Source organism: Phytomonospora endophytica (assembly GCF_014202425.1).
GTDB lineage: Bacteria > Actinomycetota > Actinomycetes > Mycobacteriales > Micromonosporaceae > Phytomonospora > Phytomonospora endophytica.
This window is the reverse complement of the sequence record NZ_JACHGT010000004.1, coordinates 404,659-419,685: the sequence shown is the minus strand read 5'-3', so window position 1 is coordinate 419,685 and position 15,027 is coordinate 404,659. Positions and strand designations below refer to the sequence as shown.

Annotated in this window: 15 protein-coding genes; 6 read left to right on the top strand and 9 right to left on the bottom strand. The window is 72.4% G+C overall.

Going from position 1 to position 15,027, the window contains the following annotated elements; all coding sequences use genetic code 11:
• The first annotated feature begins 39 nt into the window (after positions 1 to 39).
• A complete protein-coding gene (locus tag HNR73_RS11130) occupies positions 40 to 948 on the top strand; it encodes an alpha/beta fold hydrolase (RefSeq protein ID WP_203686183.1) in 909 nt (302 codons plus the stop codon).
• Between the two features lie 7 nt (positions 949 to 955).
• Here HNR73_RS11130 and HNR73_RS11125 read toward each other — a convergent pair whose 3' ends face one another.
• From HNR73_RS11125 to HNR73_RS11110, 4 genes are all read right to left on the bottom strand, one after another.
• The gene (locus HNR73_RS11125; RefSeq protein WP_184787279.1) at positions 956 to 2,053 is read right to left on the bottom strand and encodes a serine hydrolase domain-containing protein; all 1,098 of its coding nucleotides are present in this window, start codon (positions 2,051 to 2,053) and stop codon (positions 956 to 958) included.
• Between the two features lie 103 nt (positions 2,054 to 2,156).
• Complete coding sequence (locus HNR73_RS11120; RefSeq protein ID WP_184787278.1) at positions 2,157 to 2,921, bottom strand: LamG domain-containing protein; 765 nt, start codon at positions 2,919 to 2,921, stop codon at positions 2,157 to 2,159.
• Positions 2,922 to 2,964: 43 nt separating this feature from the next.
• Positions 2,965 to 3,588, bottom strand: coding sequence for a DUF4240 domain-containing protein (locus HNR73_RS11115; RefSeq protein ID WP_184787277.1), 624 nt, complete (start codon positions 3,586 to 3,588; stop codon positions 2,965 to 2,967).
• Positions 3,589 to 3,617: 29 nt separating this feature from the next.
• Positions 3,618 to 4,271, bottom strand: coding sequence for a winged helix-turn-helix transcriptional regulator (locus HNR73_RS11110; protein ID WP_184787276.1), 654 nt, complete (start codon positions 4,269 to 4,271; stop codon positions 3,618 to 3,620).
• 85 nt (positions 4,272 to 4,356) lie between these two features.
• Here HNR73_RS11110 and HNR73_RS11105 point away from each other — a divergent pair, with 85 nt between their 5' ends.
• Complete coding sequence (locus tag HNR73_RS11105; protein WP_184787275.1) at positions 4,357 to 4,905, top strand: GNAT family N-acetyltransferase; 549 nt, start codon at positions 4,357 to 4,359, stop codon at positions 4,903 to 4,905.
• A 2-nt stretch (positions 4,906 to 4,907) separates the two neighbouring features.
• Here the strand turns inward: HNR73_RS11105 and HNR73_RS11100 are convergent, their stop codons facing one another.
• Positions 4,908 to 5,663, bottom strand: coding sequence for a maleylpyruvate isomerase family mycothiol-dependent enzyme (locus HNR73_RS11100; RefSeq protein WP_184787274.1), 756 nt, complete (start codon positions 5,661 to 5,663; stop codon positions 4,908 to 4,910).
• Between the two features lie 171 nt (positions 5,664 to 5,834).
• Between HNR73_RS11100 and HNR73_RS11095 the strand changes: the two genes are divergently transcribed.
• Positions 5,835 to 6,635: an alpha/beta fold hydrolase gene (locus HNR73_RS11095; protein ID WP_184787273.1), complete on the top strand. Its 801-nt coding sequence runs from the start codon at positions 5,835 to 5,837 to the stop codon at positions 6,633 to 6,635.
• Here HNR73_RS11095 and HNR73_RS11090 read toward each other — a convergent pair.
• Both HNR73_RS11090 and HNR73_RS11085 read right to left on the bottom strand, forming a co-directional pair.
• On the bottom strand, positions 6,611 to 7,147 hold the full coding sequence (locus HNR73_RS11090; RefSeq protein ID WP_184787272.1) for a DUF6221 family protein: 537 nt from the start codon (positions 7,145 to 7,147) through the stop codon (positions 6,611 to 6,613). The two genes, HNR73_RS11095 and HNR73_RS11090, sit on opposite strands and share 25 nt — an antisense overlap.
• Positions 7,148 to 10,144, bottom strand: a complete 2,997-nt coding sequence (locus tag HNR73_RS11085; protein ID WP_184787271.1) for an AfsR/SARP family transcriptional regulator — start codon at positions 10,142 to 10,144, stop codon at positions 7,148 to 7,150. It abuts the gene before it with no gap.
• Between the two features lie 112 nt (positions 10,145 to 10,256).
• Here HNR73_RS11085 and HNR73_RS11080 point away from each other — a divergent pair, with 112 nt between their 5' ends.
• Both HNR73_RS11080 and HNR73_RS11075 read left to right on the top strand, forming a co-directional pair.
• Positions 10,257 to 11,258, top strand: coding sequence for an NADP-dependent oxidoreductase (locus HNR73_RS11080; RefSeq protein ID WP_184787270.1), 1,002 nt, complete (start codon positions 10,257 to 10,259; stop codon positions 11,256 to 11,258).
• A 209-nt stretch (positions 11,259 to 11,467) separates the two neighbouring features.
• Positions 11,468 to 13,378 carry an elongation factor G gene (locus HNR73_RS11075; RefSeq protein ID WP_184787269.1) on the top strand — a complete coding sequence of 637 codons (1,911 nt, stop codon included), beginning with the start codon at positions 11,468 to 11,470 and terminating at the stop codon, positions 13,376 to 13,378.
• A 39-nt stretch (positions 13,379 to 13,417) separates the two neighbouring features.
• On the opposite strand, the gene HNR73_RS11070 is transcribed toward HNR73_RS11075, so the two are convergent.
• Entirely contained in the window at positions 13,418 to 14,053 is a 636-nt protein-coding gene (locus HNR73_RS11070; protein ID WP_184787268.1) for a winged helix-turn-helix transcriptional regulator, read from the bottom strand.
• 124 nt (positions 14,054 to 14,177) lie between these two features.
• Here HNR73_RS11070 and HNR73_RS11065 point away from each other — a divergent pair, with 124 nt between their 5' ends.
• Complete coding sequence (locus tag HNR73_RS11065; RefSeq protein ID WP_184787267.1) at positions 14,178 to 14,582, top strand: VOC family protein; 405 nt, start codon at positions 14,178 to 14,180, stop codon at positions 14,580 to 14,582.
• Positions 14,583 to 14,631: 49 nt separating this feature from the next.
• Here the strand turns inward: HNR73_RS11065 and HNR73_RS11060 are convergent, their stop codons facing one another.
• Positions 14,632 to 15,000 carry a YciI family protein gene (locus HNR73_RS11060; RefSeq protein WP_184787266.1) on the bottom strand — a complete coding sequence of 123 codons (369 nt, stop codon included), beginning with the start codon at positions 14,998 to 15,000 and terminating at the stop codon, positions 14,632 to 14,634.
• Positions 15,001 to 15,027: the final 27 nt, after the last annotated feature.

Sequence of the window (15,027 nt, the reverse complement as noted above, 5' to 3'; positions counted from 1 at the left end):
CCCGGGAACGGCCCGGGAGACGCACAAAGGTGGAACGGCTTGTCACTCGAAAAGTTCGTCAGCAACAACGGGATCGACCTGTGGACCGAGTCCTTCGGCGACCCGAACGACCCGGCGATCCTGCTGGTCATGGGCTCCATGTCGCAGGGCGTCGTGTGGCCCGACGGTCTCGTCGGCCGTCTCGCCGCCGCCGGGTTCCACGTCATCCGCTACGACCACCGCGACACCGGCCGCTCCACGGCGGTCGACTTCGCGGCATCACCCTATTCCTGGGCCGACATCCGCGACGACATCGGCCGGGTCCTCGACGGCTACGGGCTCGCCTCGGCGCACATCGTCGGGCACTCCGCGGGCGGCCTGCTCGGGCAGTGGCTGGCCGTGGAGGCACCCGAACGGGTCGAGACCCTGACCGCCATCGGCTCCTCGCCGCTGGGCGGCCGGGAAGGCAAGGTCCTCGGCGCCGCGCTCATGGGCGAGGAACCGCCCGCGGGCAGCCTCCCGCCGCCGAACCAGGCCTTCATCGACCACTACCGCGCGGCCATGACGGCCACTCCCCCGTCGACCCGCCGCGAACAGATCGACGCGCAGGTCGCCGAGGCGCGGCTCCTGCACGGCCCCGAACTGCCCTTCGACGAGGAGGCCGAGCGGGTCCAGCAGGAACGGCTCCTCGACCGGGCGGTGAACCCCGCCTCGGTCGTCAACCACCGCCTGGCGTGGATGGCCGACCCGGACTTCGAGCCGGCCGGCGTCCTCGACCGGGTCAAGGCCCCGACGCTCGTCGTCGAAGGCACGTGCGAACCCTGCAAGCCCGGGCACGGCGCGCTCATCGCCGAGCAGATCCCCGGCGCGCGGCTGCTGATGATCGAGGGCATGGGACACACCCTCCCCGCGGAGGTGCACGCCGAGCTCGCCGAGGCGATCACGGCGCACGTCACCGGACGGATGTAGTGCCCGGTCAGGCGTCCGCCGCCGTGACGACGGCGGCGAGGCGCTCGGCGGCCGAGAGGTCGCCGAAGGAGAAGGTGTTGCGCATCAGCGCGAAGGTGACGCCCGACGCGGTGTCGGCGTGGGCGACGGTCCCGCCGGCACCGGTGAATCCGAAGGTCGTCGGCCGCTCCACCGGGTTCTCGAAGGTGTAGCCGAGCCCCCAGGTCGCCTCGTTGCCGAAGATCTGGTCGACGCCGGTGAACGCGATCGCGGTGACCTCGGCCAGCCGCGCGGGCGAGATCAGGCGGACGCCGTCGACCTCGCCGAGCAGCGCGGCGTACATGCGCGCGACGGCGCGGGCGGTCATGGTGCCGCCGGCGAGCACGTTCGCGGTGAGGAAGCCGGGCCGGTTGTAGAGCGCCGCGCTGGGGAAGAGCGCCGGGGGCGCCGTCTTGAACATGGGCAGGTCCGGGGGCATCGAGGCCATCATCTCCGCGGCGCCCGGCGGCTCCTCCAGGACCGCCAGGCCGCCCAGCCGCCCCTCGGGGACCGCGAAGTAGATCTCCTCGGCGACACCGAGCGGGCCGGTCACCTCGTCGCGGAGAACCTCGGGGAGCTCGCGGCCGGTCGCGCGCCGGATGACCTCGCCGACGATCCAGCCGAAGGTCAGCGCGTGGTAGCCGGTCTTCGTGCCGGGCTCCCACCACGGCTCGGCGGCGGCGACGATCGCGGCCATGCGATCCCAGTCGGCCAGATCCTCGGGCGTGGTCTCGGGAGGAACACCGGGGATGCCGGCGGTGTGCACCAGCGCCTGCCGCAGGGTCACGCGCTCCTTGCCGTTCGCCGCGAACTCCGGCCACAGTTCGGCGATGGGCCGGTCGTAGTCGAGGACGCCCTTCTCGGCGAGGACGTGCACGACGGTGGCGACCACGCCCTTGCCCGCCGAGGTGGCGAAGAAGGGCGTGCCGGAGGTGACCGCCCGGCCGGTGGCGACATCGGCGACGCCCGCGACGGCGTCGACGAGAAGCTCGCCGTCTCGGTAGGCGGCGACCTGGAGCCCAAGCTCGGCGCCGGTGGCGACGAGCTCGTCGATGTGCTCCTGGACCAGCCGCTGGGTGTCGTTCATGATCACTAGCCTCTCATCGGGTGACGCGTGCTCGCGTTCTGCCCGTAGGTCGAGGCCCGCCGGGGCTTCTCTACATTCTCGCGTGAGACCCCGGTCACGTTTCTCAGCGGATGTCGATCATGACCCGGTCGAGGTCGCCGTGCAGCTGGTCGTTGTCGGCGGCACCGGTGACCCGGCCGCCGATGGTGACCTCGGCGTCGTTGGCGATGTTCATGGAGGCGTTCCCGCCGGCCTTCACCGGGTCACCGCCGTCGACGCTGATCGTCAGGGAGGAGCCGCTGCGCTCGCAGCGCAGCGAGACCCAGCCCAGGCCCGCGATCGACGGGCCCGAGACCATCGCCGACACCTTCCGGCCGTCCCGCGAACCGGCGATGCGGCAGCTGGGGACACCGTCGTCGACCTGGAGCTTCCACTGCCCGCCCGAGGTGTCGAAGTGGCCCTTCTGGACCAGGTTGGAGCCCGTGCCGCGTTCGGTGGAGGTCAGGTCGATCATCGCCGCGATGACGAAGTCGCGGGACTCGGGGTTGAGCCGTGCGGTGTGCCGGATGTACAGGATCGCGGTGCCGTCGCCGGGAGCCGGGAAGGTCACCGCCGGGCTGTCGTTGCCGCTCGTGCGGTGCACCGTACGGCTGATGCTCCCGCCGTCGGCGGTGCGGATACAGGCGCGCAGCGCCGAACCGCCGTCGGTGAAGCAGCCCTCACGCCACGGACCGCGCTCACTCTGCCCGGACGGGACCCCGTCGAAGGTGAGCACCAACTCGGCCGCCGGGACCGCCTGCCCGGCACCCGCGACGAGCACGGCCGTCACGATGACGGCGTATGCCAACCCGCGACGCAGGAAACGCGTCTTCCACCCGTAACCGACCATCCGACCAGTATCGCCGATAGACGGGCGTCTCTACGCGGAACGGTCAGTCCTCGGCCCAGAAGAACGCGGTGAGCCGCGGGAGGTGGGCGAGCATCACCTCGCGGTCGTCGAAGTCGAAGTCCGGGCCGGTGGGCGATGCCCCGTGCACCGGTTTCCCTTCCCGGTGGCGTTCGTACAGCGCCCAGTACTCGTCGCGGGGGCGGCCGGTGGTCGCCTCGAAGGCGTAGGCGGGCGCGTAGGCGAGCTCCTCGCAGAACAGGACCTCGTCCTCGCGGGCCGCGGCCGCGATGACCAGGGGGTGTTCGGCGAGGGTGTCGGCGTCGCCGAGGACCCGTTCGCACCACTCGCGGCCGAGGGCGATGAGGCCGTTGCGGAAGTCCATGAAGGCGTCGTCGGAGCAGCCACCGCCGATCAGGTAGCCCGCCGCCCACAGCGGCCAGTGGTAGAGCCGCCGCCGGGCATCGTCGTGCGCCTCGTCGAAGGCGCACAGTTCGGCGGGCGTCATCGTCTTCAGGCGGATCATGAGGCCGTCGTGGAAGGAGCGGAGGACCGCGTCGAGGGGGGCGTCGGCGGGCAGGGCCGCGATGTGCGCGGCGAGGGCCTCGTCGGCGAGGAGGCTGCCGGCGCGGACGTCGGCGATGACGCCCCAGAACTCTTCGGGATCCATGTCGCCGACGATCCCACGCGGGTACGACGCTACGGCGCGGGCGGGATCGCGAAGAGCGCGGCGAAGCGGTCGAGCAGCGCCGGATCGCCGGTCAGCTGGACCATCCCGCCGTCGACGGCCTCGGCGGGCGCGACCGCGCCGGCCATGATGTCGCGCAGGACCGGGCCGGTGACGATCGTGAGGTCGGGGTCGTCGAGCGGTCCGGCGCCGGCGTCGAGTTCGCCTTCGGCGATCTTCGCGTGGATCGTGACCGGGCCGAGGTGGACCACGAAGGACAGCGGCGGCCCGGCGGCCAGTTCGGGCCGGAAGGTCGAGCGCAGGGCCACGATCATCGAGTCGGTGGTGACGATGTCCTCGGGGCCGGGGTGGAGCATCGAGCGCGCGCCCCAGCGGCCGAGGGTGAGCACGACCGGTTCGAGTTCGGCGCCGTACTCGGTCAGCTCGTAGACCACGGCGCTGGCCGGGCGGGGCAGTACGCGGCGGGTGGCGATCCCGTTGGCCTCCAGCTCCTTCAGCCGGGCCGAGAGGATGTTCGTCGGGATCTTCGGCAGGCCGCGGCGGAGGTCGGAGAAGCGGCGTGGACCGACCAGCAGGTCGCGGACGATCAGCAGCGCCCAGCGTTCTCCGACGAGTTCGAGGGCATGCGCGAGTCCGCAGAACTGTCCGTATGCCCGCTTTGCCATGGCCAGATCTTAGCCACGCCGCTCCGCTTCGCTCCGCGCCCGATATGTGAATGCGCTCTCGCCGGGTTCGATCTAGGCTCCGCGCGTGACAGATGAAACCACCTACCGGGCCGAACGGCCCGTCGACCGCGCCGCCGTCCTCGACGTCCACACCAGGGCCTTCGGCGACCACGGGCCGAAGGTCGCCCGCATGCTCACGGCGCTGGACGAGTCGGACGCCGCCCTGCCCGGACTGTCCATCGTGGCCGAACGCGACCGCGAGGTCGTCGGGCACGTGATGCTGACCAGGTCCCTGCTGGACGCGCCGAAGCGGCTCGTCGACGTGCTCGTGCTCAGCCCGCTCGGGGTGCTCCCCGAGCTACAGGGCCGGGGTGTGGGCTCTGCGCTCGTGCGGCACGCGATCGCCGCGGCGGGCGGCGACTGGCCGCTGCTGTTCCTGGAGGGCGACCCGGGCTACTACTCGCGGCTGGGCTTCGAGGCGGGCGGCGGGCACGGGTTCCGCAGGCCTTCGCTGCGGATCCCCGAACCGGCGTTCCAGGTGGTCAAACTGCCCGCCTACGAGTCGTGGATGACCGGGACGCTCGTCTACGCCGAGGCCTTCTGGCGGCACGACTGTGTCGGGCTGCGCGACTAGCCTCAGCCGACGCTGGCGTGGTCTAGCCAGAAGTCGAGCAGTTCGGCGTCGCCGAGGACTTCGAGGGAGCCGTCGTCGAGGGACTGGCGGCGGTAGAGGGCCAGCAGGATCTCGGTGAGCGGGCCGCGCAGGGCCACGTCGGCCTTCTCGTGACCGCGTTTCCAGCCGAAACCCTTGTCGTTGAGCTCGATCAGCCACTCGGCTTCGACATCGGTGGCGTGCAGGTGGATGGTCCCGGAACCGTGCAGGTCCGCGAGGCCGCCGACTCCGCGGACCGTCTCCAGCACGTCGAACATCTCCTCGACGGCGTCCTCGGCCAGTTCGCGTTCGAGCGCGTAGGGCTCGCCGGTGGTGAAGGCGGCGTCGGCGCGGTGGATCGCCACGTCGTGCAGCGCGCGGCGGGCCCACCAGACCGCGCTCTCGTCGAGCCCGAAGTTGCTCACGATCGTGGCGGCGGGGGTGGTGTCGACGACAACCGTGAGCCGCGCGGCGACATCGCGCACCCAACCCGTCAGTTCGCCCTCGGAAACCTCCTCGGGCGCGGGCAGCGGATCGCCGGACCGGGGTGCGCCGGTGGCCGTGTGGAAGGCGTCCACCAGGATCCTCTGCATCTCGCCGACGTGCCGGATCAGATCGGCGTGCGTCCAATCAGGACAGGCCCGCACCCCCTTCGACAGGTCGGCCCCTTCGGCGAGGGCGAGGAAACCCGCGGTCTGGATCGGGATCTCGGCGCGGATGCGGTCGAAGGACAGGGTCATGTCGGCTCCTTCTCGTCGATGGGCGACCCGGTCACGCTAACAAGCGCCGATGACCGGAGACAAGACATGAGTCGAACTATTGTTCGAATCTGGCGCTTGCCTTGACAGAGCTTAGTTGTTTATTGCAAGCTGGCTTCTCCGGGATCACCTCACCTCAGGAGAGTCGCAGACATGGCCGCTTACGTGGACCTCAACGGCGTGAACACCTGGTACGACGAGCGCGGCACGGGCGAACCGCTCGTGCTCCTGCACGGCGGCATGTCCAACGCCGGTGAGTTCGAGGGCAACCTCGCCACCCTCGCCGACCGCTTCCACGTCTTCCTCCCCGAGCGCCGGGGCCACGGGCGCACCGCCGACGTCGAAGGCCCGCTGACGATCGCGCTCCAGGCCGAGGACACGATCGCGTTCATCGAGAAGATCGTCGGCGACGGCCCGGTCCGGCTCGTCGGCTACAGCCTCGGCGCGACGGTCGCGCTGCGCGTGGCTCTGCTGCGCCCCGACCTGGTGGAGCGCCTGGTCCTGGTCAGCGGCACCTACGCCAACGAGGGTTTCCTGTTCGGGCCGGGCGACAACCTCGGCGAGGAGAAGCCCTTCGTCCCGCCGCAGATCAAGGAGATGTACGGCGCCCTGTCCCCCGACGGGCCCGAGCACATCTACACGGTCCTCCGCAAGCTCGGCGAGGCCGCCGTGAGCGAGCCGGGCCTGACCGCGGCGGACCTCGCGCGGGTGGCGGCACGAACCCTGCTGGTCCTCGGCGACGACGACCTGGTGAAGGCCGAGCACACCCTTGAGCTGTTCCGGGCGCTGCCCGAGTCGGAGCTGGCGGTGATCCCGGGAACCTCGCACCTGCTGTTCCTGGAGAAGCCCGAGCCTTACACGCGCGTGGTCACCGACTTCCTCACCACCGACGCGGTCGCCACGATGATGCCGATCGCACGGGCGGAAGGTCAGCCGTTCCAGGACGCGTCGTAGTCGGGATGGCCCCGGTAGGGCCACGCCAGGACGCGCAGCACGTACTCGGGGACGCCACCGGCCTCGAAGGCCTCGATGATCCGGAGCTTGGCGGCGACCTCCGACAGCACCCGCACCGGGTCGTGCACGGCGATGTGTGCGGCGACGCCGTAGGTCAGGCCCCTGGGGGCGTCCAGGACCCAGTGCGGCGCCCAGTCCGGGGACGCCCTGAGCATGTACCGGTTGCGGCTTTCGAGGCGCAGCTCCTGCGCGCCGGGGATCGCGGTGTGCGCCCACCTCTGGCGGCCGTCGTGATGGACCCACTGGTGGCCACCCTGCGCGCCTTCGCGCGGAGCGAAGCCGGTCGCGCCCTTCAGCGGCTCGGATTCGCCGTCACGGACCCAGTGCCAGCTCTCGTCGGCGCCGACCGGGAAGCGCGGGTCGCCGTCGCGGTCCTGGTCGGGGTGCGAGGCGGCGTGCGCGACCGCCGCGTCCTCGCCGACGCGGGCGCGCAGGAAGGCGGCGAGGTCCATTCAGGACACGGTATCCGGGTCGGGCGCGAGGGCGAGTTCGGCGCGGAAACGCCCCTCCCCCAGGGCCTCCCGGATCACCGTGGCGATGCGGTCGACGTCGCCGCGTTCGCCTTCGGGAAGCGGAGCGCCGACGGACTCGCGGAGTGCCGTCGCGGCCCCGAGGAGCCGCGCGGCCTCGGTGTGCCCACCGTCGGCGGCGTGGGCCCCGGCCAGTCCCTCGACGGCGAGCGCGACGGCGCGCGGGTCGCCGATCCGGCGGGCGGCGGCGAGGCCGTCGCGGTGGAGACGGAGTGCTTTCGCCGTGTCGCCGCGCTGCTCGGCGGCGAAGCCGAGTTCGGCGAGGACGAGGGCGAGGCCGGGTTCGCCGTCGACGGTCCGCAGCCAGTCGACCCAGCGGGACAGGAGGGTCTCGGCTTCGGCGAAGCGGCCCCGGCGGCGGGCGGAGAGGGCGAGACCGACCTCGGCGAACTCCTCGGCGACGACGTGGCCTTGGGCGCGGGCGAGGTCGGCGGCCCGGCGGTGGCGCTCGTCGGCGGTGGCGTGGTCGCCGCGCAGGAGGGCGATGCGGCCGAGACCCGAGAGGCGGAATGAGGCGTCGACCCACAGGCCCAGCTCCTCGGCGACGCGCAGGCCTGTGGCGTGGAGGCGTTCGGCGCGGTCGTGGTCGCCGCGGATCTCGGCGAGTTCGGCGAGGGTGTTGGTGGCGCTGAGTTTCAGCCAGGGGTCGCCGCCGGGCGTTTCGGCGTACCGCGCGGCCGCCGCGGCGTCCTGCTCGGCCCCGGCCAGGTCTCCCTGTGCCCGGCGGATCGTGGCCCGGACGGCGAGCGCCCACCGGCGGGGTGAGCCGTCCTCGCACAACGCGATCGCCCGGTCGGTCAAGGCGGCCGTGGTGTCCAGGTCACCGAAGCCGCGGTTGGCGTGGGCCAGGAACCAGAACGCCCAGGGCCGTTCCTTGTCCTCGACGGCCTCGGCGAGTGCGGACAGGTCGGCCTCGGTGGTCTCCCCGGCGAGGAGCCCGGCGCCCGTTCGCCAGACCCGCAGTTTCGGGTCTTCGCCGAGGGCGAGGACGGTTTCGAGGCCGCGCGCGGCCTCGGCGTAGCGGCCGCGCAGAATCCACGGCCAGGCGAGCGCGTCGGCGAGCACGCGCGCCCGCTCGTCGCCTTCGGCGACGGCGTTGCCGAGGGCGGCGTGGAGGTCGGCGGCCTCGGTGTCGGTGATGGTCAGCCGCTCGGGGAGGGCGGTGTGGCGGGTGGCTTCGGCGAGATGGTGATCGAGATGCCGCAGACGGATCTGGTGAGTCTCCCCCGCCTCGTCGAGGCGTTCGGCGGCGTAGGCGCGGATGGTTTCGAGGAGGCGGTGGCGGGTGCCGCCGGGGGCGTCGACGGTCGTGACCAGTGAGCGGTCGGCCAGGCGGGGCAGGACGTCGAGGAGGTCGAGGCCGGTGACCGCCTCGGCGGCCTCGGCGGTCCAGCTTCCGGCGAAGACGGACAGGCGACGCAGTGCCGTGCGCTCGGGGACGGTGGCCAGTTCCCAGCTCCAGTCGATCATCGCGCGCAGGGTCCGCTGGCGGTCGGGGGCGTCGCGGGGGCCGCCGGTGAGGACTGTGAAGCGGTCGCCGAGGCGGTGGGCGAGTCCGTGCAGGCCGAGGGTGCGGACGCGGGTGGCGGCGAGTTCGAGGGCGAGGGGGATGCCGTCGAGCCGGGTGACGATGGACGCGACGGCCCGGTCGGCGTCCGTGCCGGACGGGACGGTCGCGCGACTGCGGAACAGTTCGGCGGCGGCGTCGGGCGGCAGGGGCGCGATCTGCCGGACGGCCTCACCGGCGACGGCGAGGGGTTCGCGGCTCGTGGCGAGTACGCGCAGCTCCGGCGCCGCGGCGAGCAGGTGCGCGCAGACGGAGGCGGCGGCGTCGATGACGTGCTCGCAGTTGTCGACGACGAGCAGGACCGGGCCGGTACGCAGGGCGAGGGCCGGGTCGGCGGAGGCCTCGCCGGACAGGCCGAGGGCGGCGGCGAGCGCGCCGGTCAGGATTTCCCGGCCGGCGTGCGTGGGGAGGGTGGCGAGGTCGAGGAACCAGACGGGGCGGTCGGTGAAGGCGCGGGCGGCTTCGACGGCGAGGCGGGTCTTGCCGACGCCGCCGGGTCCGGCCAGGGTGACCAGGCGGGTCGACGCGAGTCCCTTGTGGACGGACGCGAGTTCGGCCTCCCGGCCGATGAGCGCGCCGACCGGCGCGGGAAGGTTCGTGCGCGGCGGTCCGGCGGGGGCGAGCGCCGGGTCCTGCCGGAGAATCGCGCGGTGCAGCTCGGTGAGCTCGGGCGAGGGGTCGAGGCCGCTGTCCTCGGCGAGGAGCTCGCGGTGGCGGGAGTAGCCGTCGGCGGCCTCGCCGTGCCTGCCGAGTCCGGCGAGGGCGCGCATGTGGGCCGCCAGGGCGCGCGGACGCAGCGGTTCGGCGGTGACGAGCCGGCCGATCGCCTCCAGGGCGTCTTCGTGGCGACCGAGTTCGAGGCGGGTCTCGGCGAGTTCCTCCACGGCCCGGCGCGCGTCCTCGACGTGTCCGGCGGTCTCGGCCCAGCGGGTTCCGGGTTCGGGGTCGGTCCAGTGCGCGAGGGCCTCGGCGAGCAGGGTTTCCCGCCCGGCCGGGTCCTCGGTCGCCCGTGCCTCCCGCAGGAGGCCCCGGAAGCGCCCGGCGTCCACGGCGTCCTCGGCGACGTCGAGCAGGTAGCCCGGCGGCCGGTGCGCGATGAGCTTCCGCGCGCCGGGTTCGGCGGCGTCGAAGACCCTCCGCAGCTGGGAGACCTTGTGCTGGAGGGCGTTGTTCGGGTTCGCGGGCGGTTCGTCGCCGTCCCAGAGTTCGCGGATGAGCCGGTCGGCGGACACGACCTTCCCCGGCACGGTCAGCAGGATCGCCAGCAGCGTGCGGACCTTCGCCTCGGGGATCTCGACGCGCACGCCGTCGTCGGTCCACGCGCCGACCGCCCCCAGCACCCCGAATTTCACCGGGCAACCCTAGCCGCTGTCGATCACCCCTCGGCCGGCCGACAGGAAACCGACAGCGGGCCCCCGCAATGTGGTGTCCGTCAGCGAGAAACCCCTGTTGAGAGGCACCGGCATGAACGTCGCATCCCGCGAGATCCACCTGGCCGCCCGCCCCGTCGGCGAGCCCGCCGCCGAGCACTTCCGGCTGGTCACCGCCGAGGTGCCCGACCTCGCCGAAGGCCAGATCCTGGTCCGCAACACCTGGATCTCGGTCGACCCGTACATGAGGGGCCGCATGAACGACGCGCCCTCCTACATCCCGCCGTTCGCGCTCGACGCGCCGATGGAGGGAAGCGCCTACGGCGAGGTCGTCGCCTCCCGCTCCGGCATCGCCGTCGGTGCCCACGTCGTCCACTTCCTCGGGTGGCGCGAGTACGCGGTGGTCGACGCGGCGACCGCGACGGTCGTCGACCCGTCGCAGGCCTCGCCGGAGCACTGGCTGGGGGCGCTCGGCACGACGGGCCTGACCGCCTACGCCGCGCTCACCGAGGTCGCGCCGGTCAAGGAGGGCGATGTCGTGTTCATCTCGGCGGCGGCGGGCGCGGTCGGCAGCGTCGCCGGTCAGCTGGCCCGCAAGCTCGGTGCCGCGAAGGTCATCGGCTCGGCCGGTGGTCCGGTGAAGGCGAGGAAGGTCGTCGAGGACTTCGGCTTCGACGCCGCCATCGACTACCGCGAAGGCGACCTCCCCGGTCGGCTCGCGGCCCTCGCGCCCGACGGGATCGACGTCTACGTCGACCACGTCGGCGGCGACCACCTGGAGGCCGCGATCGGCGCTCTCCGGCATGGCGGGCGTATCGCCCTGGTCGGCGCGATCGCCGAGTACAACACCACCGAGCCGGTGCCGGGACCGGGCAACCTGTTCCGCCTGGTCGCGCGGGAGGCGAGCGTGCGCGGCATGCTCGTCAGCTCCTACCTTCCGCTGTTCGGGGAGTACGTCGGCAAGGCCGCGGGCTGGCTGGCCGACGGGAGCCTGCGCACCGAGGAGACCGTCGTCGACGGCCTGGAGAACGCGCCCGAGGCCTTCCTCGGCGTGCTGCGGGGAGCCAACACCGGCAAGATGCTCGTCCGGCTCTGAACACCGGACGGGTGCCGGGGAGGGCGGCCTTCGGGCCGCCCCACCTGCGTGAACACCTCACGGAAAAGCACTTGCGGCCGGGCGGGGACTGTCCTAGCTTCGACCCCGACAGGTCCGAGCCAGGCGACGACAGGAGACGGCGATGCGGCGACAGATGACGGGCACCCACGCTTCCCTGTTCATCGTCGCCTTGAGGACCACATCGCCATATGAAGCAGCTCAACATCGGGATCGTCGCGCACGTAGACGCCGGTAAGACCAGCCTCACCGAGAGGCTGCTGCACACCACCGGGGTCATCGACCACGTCGGCAGCGTCGACGGCGGCGACACCCAGACCGACTCGCTCGACTTGGAGCGGCGTCGCGGCATCACCATCCAGTCGGCCGTCGTGTCCTTCCACATCGGTGACCTGAAGGTCAACCTGATCGACACGCCGGGCCACTCCGACTTCATCGCCGAGGTCGCGCGCGCCATGCACGTCCTCGACGGGGCCGTGCTCGTCGTCTCCGCCGTCGAAGGCGTCCAGGCCCAGACCCGCGTCCTGATGCGCACCCTCGCGCGGCTGCGCATCCCGACGCTGATCTTCGTCAACAAGATCGACCGCCGGGGCGCCCGGCACGGCGAACTGCTCGCCGAGATGCGCCGCAAGCTCAAGGCCGATCTCGTCGCACTGTCCACCGTGGACGGACTCGGGACGCGCGAGGTGACCTCCGCGCCGAGGTCCTTCCGCGACCCGGAGCTCTACGCCGAGATCGCCGACGCCCTGTCCGCCCACGACGAGGAGTTCCTGTCGGGCTATGTGGAGTCCCGGCCGACGAGCCCCGGCGCCCGCCGGGCGGCCCTCGCGCGCGCGACCCGCCGGGCGCTGGCACAACCGGTGTTCTTCGGCTCGGCGGTGACCGGTGAAGGCGTCGACGCGCTCATCGACGGGATCCGCCGCTACCTGCCGCACCGGCTTCCGCACGGCACGCGGCCGCGCGGGTCGGTGTTCAAGATCAAACGCGGCCCGGCAGGCGAGAAGATCGCCTACGTACGCCTGCGCGAAGGGACCCTGCGGGCCCCGGCCCGCCTGCGTCTGTACCGTGCCGACGGCGACGGGCACGTCACCGCGAACACCGCCAAGGTCACCGCCGTGCAGGTCTTCACCGACGGCGCGGCGACCGTGCCCGGCGAGGTCCGCGCCGGCGGCATCGCCAAGGTGTGGGGTCTGCGCGACGCGTTGATCGGCGACGCCGTCGGCTCCCCCGGCGAGCTCCCACCGAAAGGCCTGTTCGCGCCGCCGACGCTGGAGACCGTCGTGTCGCCCGTGCGGCCCGAGGAGCGCGGGCGGCTGTTCCAGGCGCTGCGGGACCTGTCCGAACGCGACCCGTTCATCAACGTCCGGGGCGCCGAGGACATCACCGTCAGCCTCTACGGGGAGGTGCAGAAGGAGGTCATCACCTCGATGCTCGCCGAGCGCTTCGGGCTCGACGTGACCTTCGCCGAGACCCGCACGGTCCACGTCGAGCGGCCCTCGGGCAGCGCCGAGGCGGCCCAGGAGATCGGCGGCGGATTCTTCATCTACCTGGGACTGCGCCTGGAACCCGGTGAGAAGGGCAGCGGCGTCGTCTACCGCATGGAGGCCGTGCGCGGCAACCTCCTGGCCGGCTACCACACGGCCGTCGAGGAGACCGTCCGCGAGACCCTGCGCGAAGGGCACTACGGCTGGCGCGTGACCGACTGCGTCGTCACCCTCCTGCGCGGCGGCTACATCACCGGCAAGACCACCGGCCAGTTCCGCGACATGACCGCCGCCCTCGTCCGCCGGACCCTCGCCGAGACGGGGACGTACGTGTGCGCCCCCGTCCACCGCTTCGAACTGGAGGCGCCGGAGGCGTCGGCCGCGGGGATCCTCATCGCCCTCACCGACGCCGGCGCCGAGCTGCGCTCGCAGGAGACCGCCCGGGGCGTCTGCCACCTCACCGGCACGATCTCGGCGAAGGCGGTCCACGCCTTCGAGCGACGGCTACCAGGTCTGAGCAGCGGCGAGGCGGTGTTCACGTCCACGCTGGACGGTTACCGGCGGGTGTACGGCGAGCCGCCCCGGCGCGCGGGGACCGGTCGGGCGCTGACGCGCTGAGGACGTGGGTGGGGCCTCGCGGGGCCCCACCCACCGTCGTCAGATCCGGAACGTCGCGGCGAAACGCGCGAGCCCGCCGGGGTCACCGGCGACGAGGGCGACGTCGCCCGCGAGGGCCTCGTCGACGCTCGCCTCACCGGCCATCAGCGCCTTGATCCCCGCGCCGCCCTCGACGACCAGGTCGGCGTCGCCCAGCGGCCCTTCGGCCACCGTCAGGCGCCCGCCGTCGACGACGACGCCGAGCACGATCGCGCCGAGCCGCAGTTCGGCCCGCAGGTCGGCGGCCGACTCGGGCCGGAAGGTCGTGCGCAGGGCCATGACCATCGAGTCGGCCGTGACGATCTCGCCGTCCCGCGGCTCGCCCATGTCGCGCGCGCCCCAGCGGCCGAGCGCGAGCACGGTGTCCTCCAGTCCGGCGCCGCGTTCGGTCAGGGCGTAGACCACCGAGCCGTCCGGGCGAGGCCGGACACGTCGCTCAACCACCCCGGCGGCCTCCAGTTCCTTGAGGCGCGCCGCGAGGATGTTCGTCGGGATGCGCGGCAGGCCGTTGCGCAGGTCGGTGTACCGGCGCGGGCCGACGAGCAGGTCGCGCACGATCAGCAGCGCCCAGCGCTCGCCGACGAGTTCCAGCCCGCGGGCGAGCCCGCAGAACTGCCCGTATCCACGCTTGGCCATGATGGTGAGTTTACTATCCGCAGTGCGGTTGTTAAAGACAATCACCGGTGCCTTTTCCCGCGGAGGGCCCCCGCGCTCGCGTCCGTCCTGATAGGCAGCAGGAAGACCACGCGAAGGGAACGCCATGTCCACGAAGATCTTCGTCAACCTGCCCGTCGCCGACCTCGACCGCTCCATGGACTTCTTCACCAAGCTCGGCTTCGACTTCAACCCGCAGTTCACCGACGAGCGCGCCGCCTCGATGGTGATCGGCGAGGACAGCTACGTCATGCTCCTCACCGAGCCGTTCTTCGCGACCTTCACACCCAGGCAGGTCGCCGACGCCGGCGCCTCCACCGAGGTCATCGTCGCCTTGAGCGCCGACAGCCGCGAGGGCGCCGACCGCCTCGCCGACGCGGCCATCGCCGCCGGCGCCACCGAGACCCGGCCCGCGCAGGACCAGGGCTTCATGTACGGGCGCGCCTTCGCCGACCTCGACGGCCACCTCTGGGAGGTCATGTGGATGGACCCGTCGGGCATGGAGGGCTGAGACCGACGTGCGGGCCGCGCCGATGACGCGGCCCGCTCGCGTGTCCGGATCAGCCTTCCGTACCGCCGTGGTACACGACCTCGCTCACCTGGATCCCGAGCCCCTGCACACCGGCGTCGGGGATCATCGCGGCCAGTTCGTGCGCGCGCTCGCGGGAGTCGACCTCGACGAGGTAGTAGCCGCCGAGGAACTCCTTGGCCTCCAGGTACGGGCCGTCGGTCACGACCTTCACGCCGTCGCGGACCCGCACGACCGACGCCGACGACGGTTCGCCCAGCGCGGTCGTGCTGATCATCTCGCCGGAGGCGCGGATCGCGTCCATGAAGGCGCCGTGCCCCTCCTGGATCTCCGTGCGCTTCGCGGCGGGCAGCCCTTCCCAGACCGCCGGGTTGTTGTGCATGATCAGCAGGTACTTCATCGTCTCGCTCCTCCGTGTTCGCGGCCC

Coding starts and splice junctions, on each gene's coding strand:
- HNR73_RS11065 (WP_184787267.1), top strand. CDS start 14,178: ATGTCCACGAAGATCTTCGTCAACCTGCCCGTCGCCGACCTCGACCGC.
- HNR73_RS11080 (WP_184787270.1), top strand. CDS start 10,257: ATGAACGTCGCATCCCGCGAGATCCACCTGGCCGCCCGCCCCGTCGGC.
- HNR73_RS11110 (WP_184787276.1), bottom strand. CDS start 4,271: ATGGCAAAGCGGGCATACGGACAGTTCTGCGGACTCGCGCATGCCCTC.
- HNR73_RS11095 (WP_184787273.1), top strand. CDS start 5,835: ATGGCCGCTTACGTGGACCTCAACGGCGTGAACACCTGGTACGACGAG.
- HNR73_RS11075 (WP_184787269.1), top strand. CDS start 11,468: ATGAAGCAGCTCAACATCGGGATCGTCGCGCACGTAGACGCCGGTAAG.
- HNR73_RS11120 (WP_184787278.1), bottom strand. CDS start 2,921: ATGGTCGGTTACGGGTGGAAGACGCGTTTCCTGCGTCGCGGGTTGGCA.
- HNR73_RS11070 (WP_184787268.1), bottom strand. CDS start 14,053: ATGGCCAAGCGTGGATACGGGCAGTTCTGCGGGCTCGCCCGCGGGCTG.
- HNR73_RS11125 (WP_184787279.1), bottom strand. CDS start 2,053: ATGAACGACACCCAGCGGCTGGTCCAGGAGCACATCGACGAGCTCGTC.
- HNR73_RS11060 (WP_184787266.1), bottom strand. CDS start 15,000: ATGAAGTACCTGCTGATCATGCACAACAACCCGGCGGTCTGGGAAGGG.
- HNR73_RS11090 (WP_184787272.1), bottom strand. CDS start 7,147: ATGGACCTCGCCGCCTTCCTGCGCGCCCGCGTCGGCGAGGACGCGGCG.
- HNR73_RS11115 (WP_184787277.1), bottom strand. CDS start 3,588: ATGGATCCCGAAGAGTTCTGGGGCGTCATCGCCGACGTCCGCGCCGGC.
- HNR73_RS11100 (WP_184787274.1), bottom strand. CDS start 5,663: ATGACCCTGTCCTTCGACCGCATCCGCGCCGAGATCCCGATCCAGACC.